Origin of the sequence: Mesorhizobium norvegicum (assembly GCF_004919685.1) — a bacterium.
GTDB classification, from domain to species: Bacteria; Pseudomonadota; Alphaproteobacteria; order Rhizobiales; family Rhizobiaceae; genus Mesorhizobium; species Mesorhizobium norvegicum.
Genome location: NZ_SMYZ01000027.1, coordinates 1 through 23,151, shown reverse-complemented (window position 1 = coordinate 23,151; position 23,151 = coordinate 1). Strand labels below are relative to the sequence as shown.

Sequence of the window (23,151 nt, the reverse complement as noted above, 5' to 3'; positions counted from 1 at the left end):
TGGTCCTCATTTTTCGTGGCGATCGCGACTCACGCTGCACGCTGATCCACGTTGAAAGCACCTCCGATGCTTGCTCGATCGGCGGTCCTGATTGCGGCTCAAAACTCAATGAACTCAACTGTCACGCCAAGTCCCGTCAGAGCCCTGCCTGTGCCGGCTGAGTTCGAGTTGACGAATATGATGTCGCCCGGCTCCAGGTCAGCGCCAGCCGAGTTGGCAGTAACAGCGCCGTCGCGCATGACGAACGCAGTCAGCCCTGTTACGCTGGTATCAATGGTCGACACGTTTGCCGAAGCACCTGCCCGAAGGCGTCGCAAGATCAAGTTCCGGTAATTGGCTGCATCGGCGATCGCATCGGCAGTCACTTGGTAGCTGGCTCGAACAATCCGGCCACGGCGACGCGCTACGAACATGCTCTTGTTTATCAACCCGGTTGCAGCGTAATCGCCGAGTTGAGCGGCGATGCTTTCGCCGAATATGTACTTCTGCGCGTCACCTTGGAGTGTAACCGTTCCCTTGACGTGATTGTTTTTCCCCCATCTAAGAGAATACGGATAAAGCAGATATTCCCACTTCACCGCGCCGCCAAATGGCCGCCAAACCACAGTGCCATCGGCGATCCGATGATCCGTCCCAGCCGGACCACCTGCAACCGCCGAAGTGCCTGCCGTCACGCAGATAAAATACGCGCCACCGTTCGATCGCACTGCATCCACGGCGTAAACCGTCGACGCCGCCCACACGGCAATAGATGTCGAGCCGTCATCTATGACGGAAAGCGCCGTTCCGGTTGGCCCGCCGCTGCTGGCTGATTTCCCCTCCGCTGTCGCGCGATAGAAATTCCCGCCGTTGGTAACAATAGCGTTGCGCTTGTAGATCGTGTCACCAGCCCAAGCCGCTACGGCGGTGCTATCGCCGTTCAGCACCACATTACCGCCGATATCGCACTCGTCGACGGAAGCGCGTCCGGCGCGAGTGGCGAGCCCCGTGATTGTTAGGTCCGTAAGTGTGCCACCAAGCGTGTTGTTGCCCCGCGTGATCAGCCGACGAACCTTGGCCTGTGAAGGTGTAGAAATATTCAGGCCGCCTTTGTCAGATGCCTCGATGCGCAGTCCGTCGATATCGACGTCGAGATCAGACCAGGCGATCTGATCGGCATTCGACGCGGCCGAAATACAGTTCACGGCATGGTTGAAGCCGCATTGTGCCCGATAGGAGGTAATATCTTTGAGCTTCAGGTTGACCGCCTCGCGAATATCGAAGTAGCCGTGATCGTCGAGCACAATGTTCTGTAGGGTAATGTCCTGCACCGGGGCCGCTCCGGCATGATTCCCTGCCGACCAATCCCACCCGATGTAAAAAGCCGGAATGGCCGCTGAACCGACCGCCGAGCCGGAGATATTTGACAGAAGGATGCGCTTCCCGACCTGGAAATTCCTGACAATCGTGCCTGCGACATATTCCGCAAAGGTATCGGGCGTCGTCGTCTTGTAGTTTACGGTGACGATGTTTCCGGTGTTGTTGACTGAAAAATCGCCGATCGAAGCGTCGACCTGGTCGTTGACGTCGATGCACTGGTTCACGCGCGAGGTCGACTTAAACACTCCATTGCGGATGACGACACGTTGGCTGGCGCCGTCGAGATCGATCGCTTCCGAGAAATCTTCGAAAAGGAAATTTGTCATCACGAAGCCGTCGACATAGCGAACATTGAAGCCGCCCGTCACCTTCTGGTGACGATGCCCATCGACCTGCACATTCTTGCTGTTCTGGATGTGGGCGTAGTAGCCACGCCGGCTGCCGCTGGAACCACCCTTGGTATCCAGAAACCTCAGCCCGTCGACGCCGACTGCATAGACAAAGCGCTGGTTGCTGTTCGTGGCATCGGCATTATTTTCAGGATCGAAGGTAACACCATCAAACGTGATGTTCTTCCGAGCACCGACGGTCATGTTCTTGTCAGTCGAGAAGACTGGCTGGACATCCGCCGCGATAACACTGGCCCGGCTCACGCCGTGCAACACCGCCTCATGGCCACTGAAAGTAACGTTGTCCGCAGTCAGCGCAACCGCACGATAGACATTCACCGAAGGGAAATTGCCGAAGGTGAAAGGTGAGACCGAACCTGGCACCATTTTGTAGGAACCGGCTGGCAGCCTGACCCCGCCCAGCGCCAGGTCGTGCGCCGCCTGCACGGCTGGCGCATCGTCATTGTAGTTATTCTTGCGAGCGCCTTTCTGTGAAGCAAGAGGCGTGTCTGACAGCGTATACCCCGCCAGCGTCGCGCCATCGCTCAAGGTGATCACCAGATCCCCGGCCGTGGTTCCGTTCTTGCGGTAAACCGCGCCGCTGCCCGCCACCTGGTGGCTGTCGTAGAATGCGGTGCGGATGTAGGTCGGGGCGATGACCGGCGAAAACGCCTGGGCGGCAGCGAGCGTGGCGAATTGCGGATCGATCACTGTTGTCATCGCCTCGGTTGCGACATTGGCCGCGGCCTGGGCTTGGTCGATGATGTCTTGCGTGGCGTCCCGAATATCGCCAACGATGTCATCCGACTGATAGAAGCTGAGAACGATGTCGCTGGCTCCAACGACAGGGTTCAGCGTCTGGAAGGCAAAGCTGCCCTCACCCCGTCAACGACTTTCTAAGAAAAAATTCCTAGACCGAATTTTCGGGCAAGATCCTGAAGACTTGCCAAGGCATCGCCTCGCTGCGCCCTTCGGAGCGAAAAGGCTGCTCGCGCGTTTCGATTGTAGCCACGGGAGCAATCGCCATGAATGTCGCCAATCTGCAACTCGAAGGCCTGCTGATGGCCGTCGCGTCGGTCAACCGCCTCCTGGTTCAAAAGGGGGTGCTGACATGTGAGGAAATCGACATGGCCTTGCGCAAGACCGAGGCCGGCGAAACCAACCAGGAGCGATCCGAAGGCATGTCCGCGTCCAGCCGTGACGCCGTCAACTTCCCGATCCGGCTGCTGGAGCTCGCCAATCAGTGCCAGCCGGAGGCGGACATGCCCTCCTTTTCGAAGCTGGCCCGCATGGTCGGCAAGATCAAGGAACCCTACAACGACCAGCTCTGAGGGCGCCAAGGGAGCGGACAACGGACCGGTGCCGGCAAAGCCCGTGGAACTCCCGCTTTTGCGGCCGGCTGGTCATGAGCCGGCACCTGTGAAATCATTAGACAAAGCTCATGGAATGATTCCCGTCACACGCCCTTGTGGGAGAGGACGATGGACAGACCAGCCATGGCATCGGTGTTCAGGATGCGGCATGCGCCGGCCACGGTCTCCGGGGTGCGCAGCACCGGCCAGGGCCAGGCCGACCCGATCATCCGCGTGCGCTCGCTCGGCGAAGCGATCCGCTTCGTCGCCCACGCCTATCCCCAATACGATATCAGCGCCGTCGCTATCATTTCGAGCGATCCTTCGGCCCCCCGCCTCGGCAGCCTGGAGGTGAAGGCGCTGTGGCGCGAATATGGCGAGCGCCTGACGCAGGAATAGGCCATTACCCGTGGCTCAACACGGCCCGGCCATCCCGGCCGAAACCGATTCCGCGCCGCCCGCCGGAGCGGAAACGTCGTTCGCGCTTTTTCGACCATAGCCACGGCAGCAAATCGCCCTGAACGTCGCCAAGCTGCAACTCGAAGGCTGACGGCCGTCGCATCGATCAACCACCTCTATTCGTTGCGCGCCCGCTGCACGCTTTGATCCGCTCCGAATTCTTTGGCGATCTCGAAGTCGTCAAGATGAAAATTGATCTAATGCAATTAAGAAAACCGCAACGCGGTGGCGATACTGATCGCAAGTCGGGGTGATGATGGGAGACGGGTGTTGGTGGAAGGCAATATTTGGGTGGCTTCGCTCGAAGTTTATATCCGCAACTGGAAATGGGTTGTCCAATACATCTGCCTGGCCGGCGGATTGGCGTTGCTCGACAGGTTCATACACATCAACTCCGGAGCTTCAATCTTCATCGGTGTAATGATTTCGACCTTCTTGGCTATTCCTGCTCACATCGCCGTCCTGACGCAGCTTGACCCCAACCAGGTATCCGATTGGCTGAAGGAACGGCCCAAGGCATTCTTCACTTTCGTGAAGCGTTGCCTGTTGCTCGGCTTCCTCGGCGCAATAGGTCCACTTGCGTTTGGGATTGTCATGGTCATCGGCGGCATCCGTCCGTCCATCGCCATGCTGGCAGCGCTTCTTGTCTGGGTTTTTTCCGGCATCGCTGCGTTCGCAAAATGGGGCACGATGTTGCCCGCGGTCATTGCCGATGATGACCAGACGCTTGCAGTTGCCGGCCAACGCGGCTCCAAAGTGTTCGGCTATGCGTTTCCGCGTCTGCTCATCTCGTTCGGCTTGCTCACGGTATTGGTCATAGCGATATTGATGTTGCTGTGCTCCCTGATGGGCATCGATCCAGAAGATTCAGGCCTCGCGTCTTTGATGCTGCCTGTCGTCGGCGCCATCATTGGCGCGTATCAAATCGTGATGACATCCATCGTTTTGTCACGCTCATACCTCAGAGCACGGCCGGCCGCACCGCCTGCACGCTGGGTGGCAGATAAGTCATTGCTGTCCTTTCGAACCTGACGCACAACGACCAGATGTGAGGGCACGATTGCCAACCTCCTCCCGGCGTGCCGAGGAGATGGGAGCGTCGCATGACGTAGATCATGTCGAGCACTACCCGATCCCGGTCGAGGTCGAAGTTTCGGGCAAGCCAAACCATTGGCCCAACATTATCCGTCGGCGTGATTTATCGAACGTCTTGCCGATGTCACGGAGTTTTGCTTGGTTGCGGGCTTGTTGATTGCCTGGTGATTTCTTCGGGGGGACACATGAGATTTGAATCGCGCTTTGGCACCTTGTTGCTTGGCGCCGTCATGCTCGCCGGCTGCACAACCGTCAGCGAGGGCGAGTTCAACAACGCCCAGGCCGTCGTCAGCGGCAGCCCGGCGATCAAGGCCAAAGTCATCAGGGAGTGCATTGCGAACCAGGCTACACTGCCGCTGGCCGAGAGAAAAACCGTTGCCGAAGTCGCCAATGTCAGCCTGGAACGCTTGCCGGCAACGATCTGCAATCGCCTTTGGAATGCCGTCGCCAGAGGACGCATAACCTATGCTGACTACCGCAATCTCTCGTCGCCATCGGCCGACAGCAGCAAGGTGATCAAAATCCTGCAGGGCCGCTAGCCGGCCTTCGCCTCGGCCAGACTGCGCTAGCTGCCTTGCTCGGGCCGCATGCCCGCGCCTCAAGCCCGGCCCGGCCATCCCAGATTCAGCGAAAGCACCTTACCCGGACCATGCACCGCCGCGAACAGCAGTCCGGCCAGGAAGGAAAAATGGTCGATGAAGAAGCCGAACTCGGCCTGGTTGCCGGCCCAGTGGCTGGGTCCGTGGAAGGCAAGGGCGAGGAACAGCACATAGGCGGCGGCAATCAGGGCCGCCTGGCTGAAGAAGGCGCCGGTCAGGAAGCACAGCACCAGGGCGACTTCCAGGATCGCCGCGCACCAGGCCAGCAACAGCGGAAACGGAAAGCCAGCGGCGGCGATGTAGCCGGCGGTCGCCTCCATGCCCATGAATTTGAACGTCACGGCCATCAGGAAGACGCCGGCGAAGATCAGCCGGGCGATGAGAAGGGCCGCGGTCTGCCACGGCGATTGGGTGATTTGCGACGACATGCTCGTTCTCCAGCGTTGCAGGTTGGTCGCTCCTAGGACGCGCGACGATTGCCAGGCCCGACACATCAGGCCAATTTTTTCTCGACAAGCGCGATGCAGGCGCTCCGCCAGGGATCCTGGATGCCTCTTGAAACCATGCACCGTGTTTTCGGTTTGCCGGCTGACGGTACATTATTGCCCGCTCAAAGGGGGAATCGGACATGGCCAAGGCATTGACCATCGGCGCACCGCAGCATCAGGCGATGAGCACCGCCTATGAGCAGGAGTGCAGGGAGATGCTCGTTCCCCATCTCGACGCGCTGCTCGACAAGGTCGAGGCCGCCGGCTGGGACCGCGGGCAGGCCGCCTCGGCGCTGATGTATCTCGCGGCGATGCGCCTGAAGCCGGCCTGACCGCGCCCGGCCCGCACGGCCTTCCCAGGCATCCCGTGAGAATCATGAAACTTGTTGGTAATCACGAAAGTGCTATTGTTAGCCGGGGCTAATGCACAGGCATGTACCGGTGCAGTTATTTCGGGCGGGTGGGAATTGAGCATAAGCGTCAGGTTCAGGGCAAAATCCCTTGCCGTCCAGTCGACGGCACTTGAATGCAGCGGCTGCGGCGGCGCCGGCCAAATCTTCCAATGCCCGCGCTGGACGAGTTCCAATGGCAATTGCTGCCCCGCCGGCACGCACCAGCGCGGCTGCCCCGGAGTCAGCACCGCATGCTCCGAATGTGACGGCGATCACCTTTCCGACGCCGACCCGATGCGGCCATCGGCCTGATACGAGCCGATTGCGAACCTGGCTAATCGTTCCTCGCCATGGGCGCAGACGCCCGTCGCTTCGTCATCCACGGGCGGAGCAATGAGCGTAGCGACGCAGCGCAGACCCGAGGATCCATGCCGCGACTTCCGGGCGTCTCCACGGGGCCAAATTCTGCTCCGCTGTGCTCCTCGACTAATGTCACGGCATGGATCCCAGGGGCTGCGCGACGGAGCTTCGCTCCTGCTTCGCCCAGGGATGACGACGTTGAGGCCCGGCCGATCCTGGGTCCACCGAAACGAACGATACCATCGCGTTATTGTCGTGCCGGTGGAACCAGCGACGCCGATCTGTGTTATGTCCTGTTGATCGCGGGATCGGGCGCCGACGGCTGCGCGTTTCCCCGACAACAGAAAGTGAGGCCTGAGATGGCTGACGACAAGTCGAAGACGAAACAGGACCGCAAGCTGGTCTCGAGCGAAGAGCCTTACGAGGTCGCTGCCTTTGCCCGCAAATACGGCATTCCGCCAAGCGAGGCGCAGACCATCATCAAGCGCTACGGGCCATCGCGCAAGAAGCTCGATGCCCATATGGCGGCGCGCGGCTAGAGCCTTTCCCCGGGATCGGGACGGGGCTGCAACTCTGCACCTGTCCCACCCGGCCCGCAGCGCCACGCAATGAGGGAGGTTGCCATGTCCGACACCATACGCAGGACCGGCAGTTGCCTGTGCGGCGGCGTGCAGTTCTCGGTCAGCGGTGCGCCGCTGCGCATTGGTCTTTGCCATTGCAAGGATTGCCGCAAGGCCGGCGGCTCTGCCTATTCGGCCTTTGCCATCTGGCCGCGCGAGGCCTTCGAGACGACAGGCCTCGTCAGTTCCTATGGCACGCGCAGCTTTTGTCCGACCTGCGGCGGCCGCGTCGCCTGGGTCGACGACAACGAAGCCGAGGTGATGATCGGCAGCCTCGATATCGCGCCGACCGATCTCGTACCCGAATATGAATTGTGGACCTCAAGGCGCGAGGCCTGGCTGCATGCCTTGCCCGGCACCGAACAGTTCGAGCATGACCGGCCGGCGGCGCACAGCGCCGAAGTGCCGGCGCCGAGGTCGCTGTCGGACGTCGATGCGGCCGAGTGAGATTTGATCTCTGGCGCAGGGAACCCTGCCCTGCCGCCGACGTTACTGGACGCCTCTCGTGCATGTCGCCGAGCATGCATCAGTCACGGAGACGACCGTTGAACGACAAGATGTTTCCCCGGCCCATCAGGTTGAAGTTTGCCCCGGAGCGTGAGCGTGTGGTGCGCAGTGCCTGGGAAGGCCTGGAATGCCTCGGCGACTGGCCGGCTGGCCGGAGCCGGCGCTACCGGGCGGCGTTGCGCAGCTGTCGCGATGCGCTGGACGGCTGGACGCCGCCGGAAAAGGCGATGCGGGCGATGATCGACGCCGCGCGCGAAGCAAAATTCCTCCAGTAGCGGAAGCAGGACATGGCCGACTTGATGCTGCCCACGCCGATGCGGATCCGACCGCATGGCTCCGACACGATCCGCGACATCACCACGCTCGGGGATGCCAGCGAAATCCTCATCGACTGGCCGCAGGCCAAGCGCAGCCCGTTCTATCAGGCTGCGCGCGAACAGGTCGAAGCAGCGTTGGAAAGCAAGGCAGGTGCCGCCGAGGCGCAGGAAGCCTTCGCGGCGCTCTGCAACCATGCCGGCATACTCGTTCGGTAGACGTTTCAATCCATGAAAAAGCAGGCGAGGCACTCATGCCTCGCCTGCATTTTTCGAAATCGATCCTGAATCACTCCGAATAATCGATCCGATTATTCCGCAGGAAGCTCGCCCTGTACGATCGGGTGAGAGGTTTCAAAGCCAAAGCTCTTTGGCGCCAGCAGAACCAAAGCAATCACAACGGCAATCGAGGCAAGCAATGTGGCCGTGGTCGCAATATCTCTCACAATAATTTCTCCAAATTCCAGTCGCGAGAGAAACGTTCCTAGGAAACCGAGGTTCCATTAGCTTGAGCGATGATACCGGCGCGACCTGCCTTTATTGCTTCGGTGGCTGGGCCGGGACTTCGTCTGGCTTGATCACCGGCGTCTTGCCTTCGTCGGGCGCCGGCGCTGCCATTCCCTGGTCGCCGGTGGCGGGCGGTTTCAGCACACCGCCGCAATCGTTGAGCGTCTCCGTCAGATTGTCGCTGCCAGGCTGCTGTTTTGCGCCTTGCTCCATCTGGACCCGGCATTTGTCGGCCTGCGGCGCCTGGCTGTCGTTCTGCTGCTGGGCCGCGGCCGGTATGGCCAGCGCCAGCATCAGACTGAATGGGACGACGGTGAGAATTCTCATCTCGGCCTCCTTCTTCCTGTCACGGCCGCCCGCGGCGACCTTTCCCTTCACAGCGACAACGCCTGTCAACGAAAAAGGTTGGCCGCTTCCGCCCGGCCGATGCGGAAGCCGGCAGGATCAGTCCGCCCGATGGTTGTTTCGATTGACCGAGCCGGACCTTCAGGGGCCGAAAGACGGCTCGGCAGCAGGGATTTCGGCGCCGAGCTGCGGAACGATGATCGATTCCAGCGGCGCCGTCAGCGACCAGCTGAGATGGCCAGGGCTGCGCTCCAGCACCGCCGAGCCGTTCAGCGATTGCGGCGCGACCCGCTGCAGGACGACGGTGCCAAAACCCTTGCGCGTGTATTCGTCTTGCCGTCCCCCTGGCCGCTCCCCTTCATGCACCGGCATCGTCTCGTCCCAGACGAGATGGATTTCCCGCTTTCCCGAAACACCGGTGGCGATCTGCCAGGTGATCTCGAGCCGCCCTTCTCCACCAGCCAGAGCGCCATATTTGGAAGAGTTGGTGCCGAGCTCATGAAATGCCATTCCGAGATTTTGCACGGCGTTCGGCTGCAAGGTCAAAAGCGGTCCGGAGAGCGATACCTGCTCCTCGTGCCCGAACGGCTTGAGCTGCTCCTGGATGAGGTCGAAGAGGCTGGCGCCCGCCCATTCCGAGTTCACCAGCAGATCGTGCGACCGCGACAGCGCCATGATGCGGGAACGGATCAGCGCCTCGAACTCGCGCGGATCGGTCGAGCGTTTGCTTGTCTCCCTGACCATCGAGAGGATCACCGCGAACTGGTTCTTGACGCGATGGTTCACCTCGCGCAGCAACAGCCGGATCCGGCGCTCGCTCTCCTTGGTCGCGGTGATGTCGCGGGCGATCTTGGAGGCGCCGATGATCTCGCCCGATGCATTCCTGATCGGCGAGACGGTCAGCGAAACGGCAATGATTCCGCCATCCTTGCGTCGCCGGATCGTCTCATAGCTGGCCACGACTTCGCCACTGCGAACCCGGCCGATGATATCGGCCTCTTCATCCCTGAGGTGATCGGGAATGAGCATGAGCACGGACCGGCCCACGGCCTCCTCGGCGGTGTAGCCGAACATGCTCCGCGCTGCCCCGTTCCAGCTGGTGATGACGCTGTTCAGATCCTTGCTGATGATGGCGTCGTAGGACGAATCGACGATCGCCGCCAGCCGTGCGTCGGCGTTGGTTTCGAGCATGCCATCGACGCTTGCCAATTCCGTCATTGCCCCACCTTTCCCCGCATCAGCCAACCTCCTGGGTCCATGCGGGATTTCCGTCCATGCCCTGCAATGCGTGGCGGGACATTTTGGTTGCAAGGGGGAAGAACATTCCGCGACATTCGCAGCAGAGACTCGGACCCGACTTCAGTTCGGTTTGGGGGTGACGTCGTCCGGGGCGTCAACCGGAACATCGGCCGAAGCGTCCCGTTGCGGGCAATCCTCATAGTGGTGGTCGCGGCCGCCGCAGAAGGAACAGCACATGGCTTCGCGATCCCCGTTTCCGGGCCGCCATTGCGGGGTTTCGTAAGGCTTCCTGCTGTCCATCCCCAGCAATGCGCGACGCGCCATTTGGTTGCGCCGCCAAAGACGGCCAGCCGGCTGTTGCGGAACCACCGGCCGGGATGCGAGTTTCGCGTGACACATCAGCTCGAGGAAACCGCCATGCCCATCCGCCGAATTGCCTTGATGACGGCAGCGATCCTGTTTGCCGCGACCAGCCTGGCCGACGCCCGGCCCGATACCCGCACGATGAGTTGCGGTCAGCTCCAGCAACTGATCCAAAGCCACCGCGCCGTGGTGCTGACCACCGGCCCCAACACTTATGACCGCTATGTCAGGCAGTTCGGCAACGAATGCGACTGGCCAGAAGTACCGATGTCGGCCTATGTGCCCACCCGTGACGGCCACTGCCCGGTCTACCGCTGCGAGGAACCTGTCAACAACTTTCCGGACTGATGCCGTTGCCGGTCACACAGCTTTGCCGCCGCACTGCGTTGATCCCGGCGCGCGAACCGGCTAGGGGTGTGGGTGCGACTTGCATTTTCCCGCTTCGTCTAATGGTAGGACAGCGCCCTTTGAAGGCGTGAATCGTGGTTCGAGCCCATGAGCGGGAACCAAAATCAAGCGCTTGGCATACCTCGACCGCAGAGAGCAGATCGATCATTTCGAATCGGCGCGCATGGCCTAGCCCGCCGATATCAAATACATCAACACGCTCACTATGCCGGTGACTGCCGCCCCACCCAAGATCAGCGCCAGGTGTCTCTGCTTGCGGGTCTTAACCGGCTGCTTTCGATCTGTGCTGGCATAGGCACTATAGAACCGCCGACCGTCCTCTCCAAACCGATCGCTGTTCGGGTAGGCCTTTTTCGGTTTTTTCCGGGGGCGAAGAAAGCTCACCTGATCCTCCAGAGAAACCGCTCCAACCCATACTTATTAGCGTATGCTTGTATTTGCCTTCAAGCAGGATCATCATGTGGGCTGTTGGTGGCTTGAAGGGGTGCAGTGCCATGGAACTGATTTGCTTTGACCAGAGCGGGGGCATCTTTGCATCAACAATGCTCCTGAACATCGCGGCGGTTTTCATGGCTTTGGCAGCATTTGCCGCCGTGCGGCTGACTGCAATGTCAGGCGAAGGTCCTATCGAACAGCTCCAGACGGTGTAGCCGCGAGGTGCCTCCCGTCCGGGAGAAGGATATGGCCGGGAGAAAAATGATTGCGGTCAAGGACTGGTCTTGCGGCATGAGCGACGAGCTTGGCCGTGTGGTCCTGACCATCAACCCGACTGAGGGTGAGCCAATCCTGGTTTTGATGACAATTTTCCAGGCGGCAAAAATGGCCGGGGAATTGCGGTCACCGAAACTCGTCCCCTTCTCACCCCAGTGACACCATGCCCCCGAAAGAGGCGATAGGAACTCCCTTTGACCGCGTGAACCGTGGTTCGAGCCCATGAGCCCGCCAGGCAATGCGACTCCCATATTTTAGCGACAGCGAAACCAAGGTCGCACTTCCACGTTGAGGCTCGTTCAACATGGGAACTCAAAGAATGGATCCGGCAACCCAGGCAGTGATGCTTTTGCTCTCCTGCAGCCCGGGAGAGGCGTCAATCTGCAAACCCGTCGATATGGCGCCGACACTGTATGCCTCGCTTGATCAATGCCGAGCGTCTTTGGCCACAGGTTGGCAAGTTCGCCCAATGGGGAAATCGTTGGAAGGTGCCGGTCAGTCGATCCGACCGTCACCGCTTCATTACCGGCAAACTACACCACGGTCGTGGTCACGCGAGGAATTGGAGACGGCCCTGCGACGAGCTATCTCGTGCCGCGGGCGACGAAATGAGCAGAGGCAGGACTCCGAAGTCCCCGGCCCGCTTTGCCATCACCGATGACGCTGGTCTTGCCGGCGCAACGCCGATGGCAACGAGGATCAAGCTCGCCGGGGCAGCCCCAACGCCATCCCCAGCGAGCCGGTTGCTCCGCTACGATGAACAATGGAGCAATTCCTGATGTACGAATTCGCGCGCCACTAAGTTGCATCTGGCGCTCCTGAAACCATTTCGCGGACCCTGCGTTGACGACCGGGGCGCCCGTCAGACACAGGAGACATCTCATGACCGTCAACTGCCGCATATCGATCGACAACCGTCCGGAAGCAGCCGATGCCGTTTTCCAGGCAGTTCCCCGGATCGGCGAAAGCGTTTCACTGTCGATCGACGGAACGACGCAGGACCTACGGGTATCGCGTGTCGTGCATGTGACCAACGGCACGCTGGAAGGTGCCGCCATCGTCGTCGAAGTGACGACCAACATCCTGTAGAGGCGAGAGCAGGCCCCGGCATATCTGCCGGCGCCAGTCATCGGTCGCAGCCAACTGATGCCGATGACGATGGAGAGCGCGCGAACGCCCCGCGCGGTCTGCCTCGCGCACCTTCGATCCAATAGAGAAGGCAACCGGCGGGCCGATACGCCCGGAGGGGCGCCTTCTTGTCTTTTCAGGTCTTTTCAGGTCTTTTCGGTGGAACAAGTTGGGCTGACGGAAATTGTCCCGTCGCCTTACAAGAGGAGGACGTCGTGAAAGACCTGCGCAGTCTCCTTGCCGAATTGTCATCCAGCTGGCCCAAGCGCCGCAAGACGCAAGCGCTCAAGACCACGGCCACGGTCAAGACCGCGCCCCGCCTCGCCGAACAAACGACAAGGCAGTGTGCTGCCCACAAGCCGAAGCCACCGCCCACCCGCGACGTCGCCTCGAACATGTGAGCGGCGCCGAAAGGCGAACAGACCGGGCGTCTCTCAATGTGGATGGTTCGTTGAAGAACGCCTGTTTCGGAACTTTCACGCCAGAGTGACGAAACCTTGGACTGCCAAAAGCGTTTATCGCTTCAGCCCAGTCGAGGTTCCAATGAGCCCAGTCGAGGTTCCAATGCAAACTGCATGGTTTTCCAAACCCGTGGCGGTGTCTGTCGGTGTCACCGGTTCCATCCGCCATCTGTCCAATACACAGCAAGCCATTGAATTGCTCACGACACATTGGCGTGACGCCGGCAGTCCGAAACATCAATCGGCATTGCGCGCCTGCCGCCGGGCGACGAGCGGCGATGTTGCCGCCGAGATCGCCAGGGAAGCGCTTGTCGAAGCCGCGCGTGAAGCCCACATCCTTGTCGAGTAGGGCGTGTCGACAAAATCAGCCAACGCCATAGTTTCTGCAACCCGCCGGAGAGCGCCCCAATGACCCTGAAAACACGCAAGCTCGGCAGCCAGGGACTGCGGGTCTCGGCCGTCGGCCTCGGCTGCATGGGCATGAGCCAGTCCTACGGCCCGGCCGACGAGGCCGAATCCATCGCCACGCTGCATCGCGCCATCGAGCTCGGCTGCACCTTCCTCGACACCGCCGAGGTCTATGGTCCTTACACCAACGAGGCCCTGCTCGGCCGGGCGTTGAAGGGCAAGCGCGACCATGTGACCATCGCCACAAAATTCGGCTTCCGCATCGAAAACGGCAAGCAGGTCGGCACCGATAGCCGGCCCGAGCATATAAGCGAGGCCGTGGAAGCCTCGCTCGGCCGGCTCGCCACCGACCATATCGACCTTCTCTACCAGCACCGCGTCGACCCGGCGGTGCCGATGGAGGATGTCGCGGGCGCCGTCGGCAAACTTGTCGAGCAAGGCAAGGTGCGCTTCTTCGGCCTGTCGGAGGCAGGCGCGGCCAACATCCGCCGGGCGCATGCCGTGCATCCAGTGTCGGCGGTGCAGAGCGAGTATTCGCTGTGGGAGCGCAATCTCGAGCCGGAGATCATCCCGCTGCTTAGACAACTCGGCATCGGCCTGGTTCCGTTCTCGCCGCTCGGCCGTGGTTTTCTGACCGGCGAGGTCAAGCGCGCGGAAGACTATCCCGAAGGCGATTACCGCCGCAACGATCCGCGCTACCAGGGCGAAAACTACGACGCCAATGTCGAGGCGGCGGCCAAGGTGCGCGACATCGCGACAGCCCGGGGCGTCAAGCCCGGCCAGATCGCATTGGCCTGGCTGCTGGAGAAGGGCAACGGTTTTGGCGTCGACATCGTGCCGATCCCTGGCACCAAGCGGATCAGATATCTGGAGGAAAATGTCGCCGCCGCATCGCTGAAACTCGACGCCGCCGAAATGGCCGCGCTCGACGACGCGCTGGCGCCAGGAAAGATCTCCGGCCCGCGCTACACCGAGCGCGCCATGGCGATGGTCGACCGGTAGCAGCTCAAGGTCCTTTTGCCTTTCGTTTGGGCGCGCCGGATCCCCACGCGCCGGAGCCCCACAAGGCGCGCCCGAGCAGGTTGCGCTTGCCCTTGCTCTGGCCCAGATCGATATCGCTGACGAGCTTTGCCCCGCCCTTGCGCCGCTCCAATGTGATCTTGCGGCTGTGGAAAGCCTCCAGCTCGGCGCGGTGCGCCACGCTGATGATGGTGACATCAGGCAATTCGCGGATCACCATCTTCATCATCTTGTCCTGGCTCTTCTCGTCGAGCGCCGAGGTCGCTTCATCCAGCACGACAATGTCGGGGCGATGCAGCAGCAGGCGCGCGAAGGCGAGGCGTTGCTTTTCGCCGCCCGACAGCGTCTGGTCCCATGGCGCTTCTTCCTTGATCCTGTCGGCAAGATAGGTGAGGCCCACCTTGTCGAGGACGGCCTTGATCTGTTTGATCGTCCACTTATCCGCCGCCGCGGGATAGGCGACCGCGCGGCGCAGGGTCCCCGAGGGGATGTAGGGGCGTTGCGGCAGCATGAACAGACGCCTGCCGGCGTGGAAATTGACGCCGCCGCCGCCCCACGGCCACAGGCCCGCAATAGCCCGCACCAGCGTCGACTTGCCTGAGCCGGATTCGCCCGCCACCAGCACCCGCTCACCCGGCTCGATCGCAACCTCGGTCTCCTTGACCACGGCGGTGCCGTCGTCCAGCGTCACGGAGAGATTGTCGAGGCTGAGCATCGCGCCGTCTTCGGTTTCGCCTCGGTTGATGCGTCCGAGCGCATCGCTCAGCTCGGCGCGCTCGAGCCCGTCGAGCGACATCATCAGCGAGGCGATGCGCCGCGCGGAGGCGTTCCAGTCGGCAAGGCGCGGGTAGTTGTCGACCAGCCATCCGAACGCGCCTTGCACGATGCCAAAGGCGGAGGCAGCCTGCATGACCTGTCCGAGCGACATCGAGCCTTCTAGAAATTTCGGCGCGCAAAGCAAAATCGGCACGACCGGTGCAAACAGGCTCGACCCCTGCGACACCAGCGCGGTGCGCATGTGCTGGCCGGTCAGCAGCGCCCATTGCCTCAGCACATGGCCGAAATTCCTGTCGATGCCGCTGCGCTCCTCCTCCTCGCCGCCCAGCAAGGCGATGCTCTCGCCGTTTTCGCGCACGCGCGTCAGCGTGTAGCGCAGTTCGGCCTCCGCCTGGTTCTTCCGCTCGGAAAGGCGGACGAAATTGCGGCCGACGACCACCATCGAGGTGGAGGTGATGGCGGCATAGATGATCGCCGTAATGACCAGGAAGCCGGGAACGGTGACGCTCGACCCTCCGATCGGCAGGGTGAGCGCGCCGCCGATCGTCCACAGCACCACGATGAAGGTCGAGGCCACCAGGAATGCGTTGAGGACACCGGCGATGAAATCGACGGGCGACTCGGTGGCGATGCGCAGATCCTCGGTCATGCGGGCCTCGGGGTTCTGGTGGTCGCCGCCGACGAGGTTCAGCTGGTAGTAGCGGCCGTTTGCCAGCCAGCGCGCGATAACCGCCGTAGTGAGCCAGGAACGCCAGCGGCGCTGGATCGTCATGCGCAGGTAGACTTGTGCAACGACAAGGCTGCCGCTGCCGAGCACGAGCGGCACGAATACGGCGCTGAGCAAATAGACCGTGCGGGCATTGCGCTGCTCAATGGCGTCGAAAATCGAGCGGTGCCAGACATTGATCCCATACTGGAAGCCGATGTTGATGCAGATCAGCACCAACACCCCGATTGTGAACGGCCAGGCGAGCCTGTCGGCGCCGCGGCCCCAATAACCGCGTGCGCTGATCCAGAAACGCGTCAGCAGGTATTTCTTGCGCGCCTGCTCGGCCTCCTCGGGCGTCAGCTGCGGATCGGGATCGACGGCATCCGGCGGCGGCGCGGCTTGTCCGTCGACTTCGGGCGCGGCATGCCCTTCGGCCTCGAGCGCGGCTTCGACAGCCGATGCTTTTTTTTGGCGCGATTTTCCAGCCCCGCGTGGTTTGGCGCCGTCGGCCCGTTTCGGCTTGGATTCAACCCCTGACATAAGGGCGGTAACGGCTTAAAAATCAAAAGGTTGCATGACGTCCGATCGAGATCCGGCAGCCACGGCTCTTCTGGCGTTGCAATGCCGCGCAGTCTCGCCCAGGGGCGCCCACGGCCTCTGGCCACGGCCCTCCCTCCCCCTCAGCCAAACTTACTCGATGAACGGTGAAATCGGTTGACCAAAACTTGTCTACCTTCTAGTAGGTAGATCGCTATCAACCAACATTGGAAAACCGGTATGCCTATTCAAAACACTGACACTCTCACCCAAGCTTCGAACACATGGCTCAAAAGCTATTATTTTGTCCGGTTCGGCGTTTCTGCGGCATGGGTCGCACTGGCTTTTACCCTCGCCAAGACCATGCCGCCTTTGGCCGCGATCATGCTGGTGGCGTATCCTGCCTGGGACGCCCTTGCGAATGTCGTCGATGCCCAACGCACAGGCGGGATGAGCCGCAATAAGTCGCAGCTGCTGAATTTTGTCATCAGCGTGCTTGCCACCTTGGCGGTCGCTGTCGCGCTAACCAACAGCATGAACGCAGTGCTCGCGGTCTACGGCGTCTGGGCTGCTCTATCCGGCCTGTTTCAACTGATTACCGCGCTGCGGCGTTGGAAGACCATCGGCGCGCAGTGGGCGATGATCTTGAGCGGCGCTCAATCGGCACTGGCCGGGCTCTTTTTTGTGAAGATGGCCGGCGGCGTTGAAGATATCGGCATCACAAATGTCGCGCCCTACGCTGCGTTCGGCGCTTTCTATTTCCTGGTGTCGGCGGTGTGGCTGACGGTGAGCGACATCCTTCGGAAGTCACCGCGGATCGCCAGCTAGATGCGCTCATTGAAGACCTGTCCGATATCCTGACGTCGTTTTCTGCTGACGCGTGGTGCGCTGTCTTCCTGGAGGACGGCGCACTCCTTTTGAAAGAGATTGGCGGTCAAGCCGCGCTCCTGTTCCGCGGGCTCGGACAAACCTTGCGAGGACCGGCAAAATTTCCTACCTCAACCTACCGGAAGGGTGACAATGAACGCTGCACCGAGTGACACCGCGGGCAAATTGGTTGGCGGAGCCGCCCAGCTGATCATGCGTGTCGGCTACAACGGCTTCAGCTATGCCGACCTGTCGGAGCGCTTTGGTATCCGCAAGGCCAGCATTCACCATCACTTCCCCTCCAAAGTCGATTTGGTCGTGGCAGTCGTCGAACAAGCGCGCGCCGGTATCCGAGCCCAGAGTGCGGCGCTGGAGGAAGGTTCGCCGGCACTGGATCAGCTGCGGTTTTATACAGGGTATTGGGAACGCTGTATCAAGGATCAGTCCGCTCCCTTCTGCCTGGCTGCAGTGCTGGCGGCCGAATTGCCCGGCCTGCCCGAAGAGGTGGCAGTTTCCGTCCGCGGTCATTTCGTCGACCTCGGCAAATGGCTGGAGCGGCTGTTGGAGCTCGGTGTAAAGCAGGGGGCAGTGCATCTCGAGGCATCCCCCGAGGTCGAGGCACAAGCTTTCATGGCGACCGTATACGGAGCCATGCTTGCCGCCCGGGCGTTTGATGACCCGGAGCGGTTCAACGTGATCGTAGAAACGCTTTTTCGTCGCATCCGCACCTGACGATGCCAAATGGCAGCGTCGACCGCCCTTCTCCCTTTTTTTGCGGAGTGGGCGATGCTGTCGCTCCTTGCGAGCGGCCGGCTCTCAATTCATCAGCCAACCGCCGGCTCGGTCAAGAAACGCGTCCCGCTGTTCCACCGCCGCTGGCGCGACCAGCCCGAACGCCGCCGTCAGCGTGCCGGTGTTCGACGCAATGAGATCGGCGAAGCGCTTCATGTTCCGCTTGTCGAGGCCATTGAGCTGCCGCGCCAGGGATGCCGCAATGTCGGCCGTATGGCCGGCACGAATACGTTTGCGCGCGGCAGCGCTTTCGATACCCAGCGCTTGCAGGAAGGCCGCGAAATCGTCAGCGGTGATCGCCGCCAGCCTGTCCGCCGCGCCGATCCTGAAGGCCAGTTCTTCGGTCAGGTTGGCGTCGAGCCGGGTCGGCAGCAGGTCGTAACGTGGCGCCATGCGGACGCGCCCGCCTCTATCGTGAAGAAGCGCGAAATTCTTGGCGTGGCCATCGGTGTTGCCGATCATCAGATCGAACAGCGTTGCCTTGATGAAGATATCCTTCTCGCCGGCCGGATCCGCCGTCGCCTCGAGCACGCGGCGAATGGCCGGTGCGTCGAAGCGCCGGCCGGGCGTTCCGCGCCGCTCGTATTTCAGCGCCGCCGGCAGCCCGAGCGCCTGGGCGAAATCCTCCTGATGGATGCGCACGATCCGTCCGTCGCCGGTCAGCGCCCTGTCGAACCGGGTAATCAGCAGCGCCTCCATCTCACCGAAAGGCATAACCGTGGCGTCGGCCGTGTCGAAGCCGAGCGCCCGCGAGAGCGCGAGCGCCTCGGCCTCATCGCGAGCATCGTGGAGATGACCCTGATCAGGGACTTTCAAAATATGCGTGGTCGGCGCGCCCGAACCCGGCCGCGGCTCGGCGAAGGAGCCGTCGGGCAGGTAGGTCAGCGCGATCTTGCTCTGCACCCCGGCCAGCGGCGACGGGTCGGCGGTGCCGTCCGGCAAGCGGCGACGGCGGTGCAGCGCATCGACGATGTCGACCATCCGTTCCATGCCGATCCGAACATAGTCGCTGCCATAGTCTCCGGGCAGCTTGACCGGTGGGGCTCCGGCCGGCAGCACCGACAAGGCGCCGGCGCAGTCCTTGCCGAGATGGAACAGCAGGCCGGCGATGTCATCGCGGGCGAGACCCTCGCGGGCCATGATATCGGCCAGCGCACCGTCACGTTCCTGCAGCAGATTGTCGAAGAACGGCCTGGCGGCGACATCGCCATAGGGCTCGTCGGTCAATGGCAGCGCCAACGATAGGGCGACGGCGTCGGGATTGGCGACATAGTCCGGCCGGTAGGCGTAAGCGACCCCGCCATTGTCGTCGCGCGCCAGGATGCCAACCGGCTCGGTGAATCCGTCGAGCCGGACGTCGAGTGTCAGCGCATCCATCAGCGTTCGCGGGCAAAGAGCACAATGCCGGCGGCATTGGTGACCTTCAGCACCTTGCCCAGTTCCAACGTCGGCTTGCCGTTCTCCAGCTCCGACAGGAAGCGCCGGCCGACCCCGGCGAGGTCGGCGAACTCCTGCTGCGAAAAATCCCGCCGCTCACGGACCGCACGCACCAGCCGGCCGAGGTCCGCCGGCGACNNCCTCGGCCTGCCCCTGCGCATCGGAGCCGAGCATACGAGGCAGCGTGACCCGAACTTCGGGCGCAAGGGCTTTGATCTTCGTCACAGGAACGATGACGTTTGCCCCACCCGGTGTATTGCCCACATGTTCGGCGAACCCGGCTTGTATGCCGGCATCCGCGGGATTGGATCGCGCGGCGCGGCGCGCAATCTCGATGGCATTTGGCGGAACGGTCGTCGGCGTCTGCGTGGTTTTGGTCATGATCCTGATCCCGAACGGGAACATAATCTCTCCAAAGGCCAAATACAAGCCAGTTTGCTACCGATCGGGATCACGACTCAGAAAGATTGGATACCGTACGGGAACAGAAGACGCACCCAGATCCCCACAATCGCCACATTGATCCCGAGCGGGAGCAGGCACAATACGCTTTGCTCTGTGGCCATCGGTCCCTGGCTTGCCCACCCCGTAGCCGAACAAAGGCGAAGGTGGCCCTAACCCGCCGCCGCCGCGGCCGCAACCTTCCTGGGCGCCGCCCGCTGTCGCCGCATGCGGCGTTTGGCGATGCGCTTGAGGGCAACCGGCGGCTCGTTTGACAGCGCGCCCAGCACGGCGTCGACCATGCCATGCGCCACGAAATCGGCGTTCATGTCCTGGGCCAGCTTGGCCGCCGTTTCCTTGCCCTCGCTGCCGGTCTCCGACCAGAACACGATTCCCACCCGAAGTGCTGCCTTCGCGCGCTTCAGCCGGCGAACCAGAAAGCGGGCGTGCTTGACGGAATCCCGGTTCAGGAAGCCGACCACGACGGTGTCGACGGTTTCGAGTTCGAGGTGGCGAATGGCTGGCGGTTCCAAATCGGCAAAGCCGGCCTTCGAGACTGTCGCGCCCTGGACTTCCAGCACCTGCGCCAGCATCGCGGCAGTGGCGTCGTCGAGTTCGCCGCGCCCGCCGGCGCAAAGCACTGACATATCGGTGCCATCGGGCAGCTCGGTCTGGTCCTCGCCGCTGGAATCGCTATCGTCGCCCGCCTCCGCGGCCACGTGCGGTTCCTCCTCCTCGCCCGCTTCCTCCTGCGCGCTGTCGTCGAGATTGGCCACCAGCGTCATGGCACTGGCCGCCACCTGCCGTCTTTGCAGGTCGCCCATGACGCCGCGCACACGGTCGCGCTCGCCCAGCAGGAGTGCCGGAATGGCAACCTTGTCGTAGAATTCGACCAGATATTTCTCCTCCAGCATCTCCTCGGCGTGGTCGGTGGCTTCCTCGGGATCGCCGGCCAGCAGCCGCTGGTAGAGGCGCGCATGGGGTTCGAGCACCGGCTCGTTGCCGAACAGCACGTCGAGAAATTCAAACTGCGGCACGTGCCTGCCCAGCACCACCAGGCAGACGGTGAGCGGCGTCGACAGGATCAGCCCGAGCGGACCCCAGAGCCACGTCCAGAAAATCGCCGCGACGATGATCGCCAGCGGTGACAGCCCCGTTCGCGAGCCGTAAAGCCAGGGTTCGATGACATTGCCGGTGATCAGTTCCATCGCCACGAACAGGGCGGCCGTCCACAGGACGAGCGACCAGCCCGGCGCCACGGCCAGCGCCAGGAACAGCGGCAAAAGCATGCCTATGGCCGGGCCGATATAAGGAACGAAACGCAGCGCCAGCGCCAGCAACCCCCACAGCAGTGCATTGGGAATGCCGAGGATCCAGAGCCCGATCGCAATCGGTATGGCGTAGACGATGTTGACGACCAATTGCATGAGCAGATAGCGGCCCACCCGCTTGCCCGCGTCGCGAAGTGCCTCGGTGGTGCGGTGGAGGTCGCCGTAACCGACAAGCCGGATGAAGCGGTCGCGCAAATCCTCTCGCTCGAGCAGCATGAAGATGACGACGACGATGATCAGTCCGGCCGATCCGAGCGGGCTGATCAGCGGACCGACTATGTTCTGCAGGACCTGGAGCGGCCTTTCGCGCGAAATGATCTCGACGGGCACCGGCTCGCGCGGCGGCTTTTCCGGGGTGGCGGCCGGCAGCGAGGCGTCCTGCCTGTCGATCTCCTGGCCGACACGCTCGACCACATGGCTCAACCTGGCAATGATCCCGCCCCCGACCCCGGTTTCCTTGAGCGAACGGATCTTGGCCAGGATGTTGGTCTGGTAGACCGGGATGTTCTGCGCCAGTTCGCTGACCTGCGTGGCGACAATGAAGGAGAACAGGGCAAGCGCCGCGAAAGCGCCCAGCACGCAGGCGATGACAGCGGCAATGCGGGGTATGCCGACCTTTTTGAGCGCCGCGACAAGCGGCGCGAGCGCGAAGGTCAGCAGCAGCGCGATCGCGATCGGCAGGAAAACCTCGCGCCCGAAATACAGTGCCGCCACAGTGGTGACGATGGTCGCCACATTGGGCAATGACGTTCGCGGGTGGGTCGCGGCGGCCGAAAGGGTATCTTCCAGCCCCGGAGACGCCATGTCGTTTCGACGATGGGCCACTCTATGTCTCCCCCTGCCACGCCGCCATGATCTGGCATATTGAGCCGGCGTGCAACTTTCTCAGTCCATCAGCCAGCCGCGCCGGGATGGCGAGATCGAATGCCGTTGTCAGCGTTCCCATGTTAGACGCGATGAGATCGGCTCGCTCGACATCGTGTTCGGCGACATCGACCGCTGGTAGCCGACAAGCGGCACCAACCAGAACAACCGATAGGAGGCGGAGAGACTCTGCCGCCTCATCGTTCTTCAAGCAGTCGTTCAGCCGACACCGTGCGCGATGTTTACCAGCCGGAGCATCGGCCTTCAGTGCAGAAACGTTCCTCGCAGCCACGCGAAGAAACCGGATCTTGCCGACATTGCCGCGCGGACACGGGATGCGGCCCATCGTGCCGGCATCGTGGCGCCGACATGGCAATGGCAGACGATTTCGTGGAGCTGCCAATCGGTCAGCTCGAAGAAGCGCTTGGCCTCACCGTAGGTATCCTCCTTCAAGCCCAGCGCGCGAAAGATCGGATCTTCGAAAGCAACTGTGATTGGTGATCCCGCGGAACGCATTGTTTCGCGCATCTCCACAGATTGGTACTCGGTCCCCGTCAGCGCCCCTAGGCACCTGTTGGGATTTTGCTCCAGAAGCTGCGCCCAGCGTTCGAGGCGTTCGCCTCGAGTCGCGACAAGATAGGTTGCCTCGGCGTGGACGTCGGCAACGGCATGCAGTTGGTCAACGGTTTGATGCTTCACGGACGCCTCCTATTCACTCCTATTCAGCGGCTGAATTCGCTCAGCCTTGAATGGAATTATGGCGCTCCGTGAGGTCGGCAAGATACGGAAATGCACGGTATGACGATTCATTTTGGGCAGCATGGCTCTATTCCGCGGCACGGCTCGCCAGCGATCGTCGGCGAGGCGAAGAC

General features: G+C 61.9%; 29 protein-coding genes and 1 tRNA gene. 19 read left to right on the top strand and 11 right to left on the bottom strand.

Going from position 1 to position 23,151, the window contains the following annotated elements; translation table 11 throughout:
- Nucleotides 1–98 precede the first annotated feature (98 nt).
- Nucleotides 99–2,468 (bottom strand): hypothetical protein, encoded by a 2,370-nt coding sequence (locus FCU66_RS41085; RefSeq protein ID WP_168992127.1) that lies wholly within the window; start codon nt 2,466–2,468, stop codon nt 99–101.
- Between the two features lie 305 nt (nt 2,469–2,773).
- Between FCU66_RS41085 and FCU66_RS11650 the strand changes: the two genes are divergently transcribed.
- The 4 genes from FCU66_RS11650 to FCU66_RS11635 all read left to right on the top strand — a co-directional run bounded on the left by FCU66_RS11650 (nt 2,774) and on the right by FCU66_RS11635 (nt 5,193).
- The gene (locus FCU66_RS11650; protein ID WP_136621458.1) at nt 2,774–3,079 is read left to right on the top strand and encodes a hypothetical protein; all 306 of its coding nucleotides are present in this window, start codon (nt 2,774–2,776) and stop codon (nt 3,077–3,079) included.
- Between the two features lie 150 nt (nt 3,080–3,229).
- Nucleotides 3,230–3,499: a hypothetical protein gene (locus tag FCU66_RS11645; protein WP_136621459.1), complete on the top strand. Its 270-nt coding sequence runs from the start codon at nt 3,230–3,232 to the stop codon at nt 3,497–3,499.
- Nucleotides 3,500–3,829: 330 nt separating this feature from the next.
- Nucleotides 3,830–4,591, top strand: a complete 762-nt coding sequence (locus FCU66_RS11640) for a hypothetical protein (RefSeq protein WP_136621460.1) — start codon at nt 3,830–3,832, stop codon at nt 4,589–4,591.
- A 248-nt stretch (nt 4,592–4,839) separates the two neighbouring features.
- Nucleotides 4,840–5,193, top strand: a complete 354-nt coding sequence (locus tag FCU66_RS11635; protein ID WP_136621461.1) for a hypothetical protein — start codon at nt 4,840–4,842, stop codon at nt 5,191–5,193.
- Between the two features lie 59 nt (nt 5,194–5,252).
- On the opposite strand, the gene FCU66_RS11630 is transcribed toward FCU66_RS11635, so the two are convergent.
- Nucleotides 5,253–5,681, bottom strand: coding sequence for a DoxX family protein (locus tag FCU66_RS11630; protein WP_136621462.1), 429 nt, complete (start codon nt 5,679–5,681; stop codon nt 5,253–5,255).
- A 200-nt stretch (nt 5,682–5,881) separates the two neighbouring features.
- On the opposite strand from FCU66_RS11630, the gene FCU66_RS11625 reads away from it, so the two are divergent.
- The 5 genes from FCU66_RS11625 (at nt 5,882) to FCU66_RS11605 (ending at nt 8,153) form a co-directional block, all read left to right on the top strand.
- Nucleotides 5,882–6,073, top strand: a complete 192-nt coding sequence (locus FCU66_RS11625; protein ID WP_136621463.1) for a hypothetical protein — start codon at nt 5,882–5,884, stop codon at nt 6,071–6,073.
- Between the two features lie 779 nt (nt 6,074–6,852).
- The gene (locus FCU66_RS11620; RefSeq protein ID WP_024501602.1) at nt 6,853–7,032 is read left to right on the top strand and encodes a DUF3606 domain-containing protein; all 180 of its coding nucleotides are present in this window, start codon (nt 6,853–6,855) and stop codon (nt 7,030–7,032) included.
- An 84-nt stretch (nt 7,033–7,116) separates the two neighbouring features.
- Complete coding sequence (locus tag FCU66_RS11615) at nt 7,117–7,560, top strand: GFA family protein (RefSeq protein WP_136621464.1); 444 nt, start codon at nt 7,117–7,119, stop codon at nt 7,558–7,560.
- A gap of 98 nt (nt 7,561–7,658) precedes the next feature.
- On the top strand, nt 7,659–7,895 hold the full coding sequence (locus FCU66_RS11610) for a DUF982 domain-containing protein (RefSeq protein ID WP_136621465.1): 237 nt from the start codon (nt 7,659–7,661) through the stop codon (nt 7,893–7,895).
- A 12-nt stretch (nt 7,896–7,907) separates the two neighbouring features.
- Complete coding sequence (locus FCU66_RS11605; protein ID WP_136621466.1) at nt 7,908–8,153, top strand: DUF982 domain-containing protein; 246 nt, start codon at nt 7,908–7,910, stop codon at nt 8,151–8,153.
- Nucleotides 8,154–8,245: 92 nt separating this feature from the next.
- Here the strand turns inward: FCU66_RS11605 and FCU66_RS42530 are convergent, their stop codons facing one another.
- The 3 genes from FCU66_RS42530 to FCU66_RS11595 form a co-directional block, all read right to left on the bottom strand.
- Nucleotides 8,246–8,380 carry a hypothetical protein gene (locus FCU66_RS42530; RefSeq protein WP_281285517.1) on the bottom strand — a complete coding sequence of 45 codons (135 nt, stop codon included), beginning with the start codon at nt 8,378–8,380 and terminating at the stop codon, nt 8,246–8,248.
- A 91-nt stretch (nt 8,381–8,471) separates the two neighbouring features.
- Nucleotides 8,472–8,768, bottom strand: a complete 297-nt coding sequence (locus FCU66_RS11600) for a hypothetical protein (protein ID WP_136621467.1) — start codon at nt 8,766–8,768, stop codon at nt 8,472–8,474.
- 159 nt (nt 8,769–8,927) lie between these two features.
- Nucleotides 8,928–10,004 (bottom strand): sensor histidine kinase, encoded by a 1,077-nt coding sequence (locus FCU66_RS11595; RefSeq protein ID WP_136621468.1) that lies wholly within the window; start codon nt 10,002–10,004, stop codon nt 8,928–8,930.
- A 438-nt stretch (nt 10,005–10,442) separates the two neighbouring features.
- Here FCU66_RS11595 and FCU66_RS11590 point away from each other — a divergent pair, with 438 nt between their 5' ends.
- Nucleotides 10,443–10,736 (top strand): hypothetical protein, encoded by a 294-nt coding sequence (locus FCU66_RS11590; protein ID WP_136621469.1) that lies wholly within the window; start codon nt 10,443–10,445, stop codon nt 10,734–10,736.
- A gap of 87 nt (nt 10,737–10,823) precedes the next feature.
- Nucleotides 10,824–10,897 (top strand) — tRNA-Gln (locus FCU66_RS11585).
- Nucleotides 10,898–10,964: 67 nt separating this feature from the next.
- On the opposite strand, the gene FCU66_RS11580 is transcribed toward FCU66_RS11585, so the two are convergent.
- Nucleotides 10,965–11,180, bottom strand: coding sequence for a hypothetical protein (locus FCU66_RS11580; protein WP_136621470.1), 216 nt, complete (start codon nt 11,178–11,180; stop codon nt 10,965–10,967).
- Between the two features lie 110 nt (nt 11,181–11,290).
- Between FCU66_RS11580 and FCU66_RS41080 the strand changes: the two genes are divergently transcribed.
- The 6 genes from FCU66_RS41080 to FCU66_RS11550 all read left to right on the top strand — a co-directional run bounded on the left by FCU66_RS41080 (nt 11,291) and on the right by FCU66_RS11550 (nt 14,506).
- Entirely contained in the window at nt 11,291–11,446 is a 156-nt protein-coding gene (locus tag FCU66_RS41080; protein ID WP_168992128.1) for a hypothetical protein, read from the top strand.
- A 31-nt stretch (nt 11,447–11,477) separates the two neighbouring features.
- A complete protein-coding gene (locus FCU66_RS11575) occupies nt 11,478–11,666 on the top strand; it encodes a hypothetical protein (protein ID WP_136621471.1) in 189 nt (62 codons plus the stop codon).
- Between the two features lie 723 nt (nt 11,667–12,389).
- Nucleotides 12,390–12,596 carry a hypothetical protein gene (locus FCU66_RS11565; protein ID WP_136621472.1) on the top strand — a complete coding sequence of 69 codons (207 nt, stop codon included), beginning with the start codon at nt 12,390–12,392 and terminating at the stop codon, nt 12,594–12,596.
- Between the two features lie 254 nt (nt 12,597–12,850).
- Nucleotides 12,851–13,036: a hypothetical protein gene (locus tag FCU66_RS11560; protein ID WP_168992129.1), complete on the top strand. Its 186-nt coding sequence runs from the start codon at nt 12,851–12,853 to the stop codon at nt 13,034–13,036.
- Between the two features lie 163 nt (nt 13,037–13,199).
- Nucleotides 13,200–13,445, top strand: coding sequence for a DUF982 domain-containing protein (locus FCU66_RS11555; protein WP_109660886.1), 246 nt, complete (start codon nt 13,200–13,202; stop codon nt 13,443–13,445).
- Between the two features lie 59 nt (nt 13,446–13,504).
- Nucleotides 13,505–14,506, top strand: coding sequence for an aldo/keto reductase (locus FCU66_RS11550; RefSeq protein ID WP_136621474.1), 1,002 nt, complete (start codon nt 13,505–13,507; stop codon nt 14,504–14,506).
- A 4-nt stretch (nt 14,507–14,510) separates the two neighbouring features.
- Here the strand turns inward: FCU66_RS11550 and FCU66_RS11545 are convergent, their stop codons facing one another.
- Complete coding sequence (locus tag FCU66_RS11545) at nt 14,511–16,550, bottom strand: ABC transporter ATP-binding protein/permease (RefSeq protein WP_136621475.1); 2,040 nt, start codon at nt 16,548–16,550, stop codon at nt 14,511–14,513.
- A gap of 237 nt (nt 16,551–16,787) precedes the next feature.
- On the opposite strand from FCU66_RS11545, the gene FCU66_RS11540 reads away from it, so the two are divergent.
- Both FCU66_RS11540 and FCU66_RS11535 read left to right on the top strand, forming a co-directional pair.
- The gene (locus tag FCU66_RS11540; protein ID WP_136621476.1) at nt 16,788–17,375 is read left to right on the top strand and encodes a DUF308 domain-containing protein; all 588 of its coding nucleotides are present in this window, start codon (nt 16,788–16,790) and stop codon (nt 17,373–17,375) included.
- Nucleotides 17,376–17,567: 192 nt separating this feature from the next.
- Nucleotides 17,568–18,146, top strand: coding sequence for a TetR/AcrR family transcriptional regulator (locus tag FCU66_RS11535; RefSeq protein WP_136621477.1), 579 nt, complete (start codon nt 17,568–17,570; stop codon nt 18,144–18,146).
- Nucleotides 18,147–18,230: 84 nt separating this feature from the next.
- Here the strand turns inward: FCU66_RS11535 and FCU66_RS11530 are convergent, their stop codons facing one another.
- The 4 genes from FCU66_RS11530 to FCU66_RS11515 form a co-directional block, all read right to left on the bottom strand.
- On the bottom strand, nt 18,231–19,583 hold the full coding sequence (locus FCU66_RS11530) for a HipA domain-containing protein (RefSeq protein WP_136621478.1): 1,353 nt from the start codon (nt 19,581–19,583) through the stop codon (nt 18,231–18,233).
- Entirely contained in the window at nt 19,583–19,756 is a 174-nt protein-coding gene (locus tag FCU66_RS11525) for a helix-turn-helix domain-containing protein (RefSeq protein ID WP_246093864.1), read from the bottom strand. Before FCU66_RS11525 ends, FCU66_RS11530 begins: the two co-directional genes overlap by 1 nt.
- Nucleotides 19,757–20,257: 501 nt before the next feature.
- Nucleotides 20,258–22,219: an AI-2E family transporter gene (locus tag FCU66_RS11520; RefSeq protein WP_168992135.1), complete on the bottom strand. Its 1,962-nt coding sequence runs from the start codon at nt 22,217–22,219 to the stop codon at nt 20,258–20,260.
- A gap of 324 nt (nt 22,220–22,543) precedes the next feature.
- Nucleotides 22,544–22,978, bottom strand: a complete 435-nt coding sequence (locus FCU66_RS11515; RefSeq protein WP_136621481.1) for a hypothetical protein — start codon at nt 22,976–22,978, stop codon at nt 22,544–22,546.
- Nucleotides 22,979–23,151 lie beyond the last annotated feature (173 nt).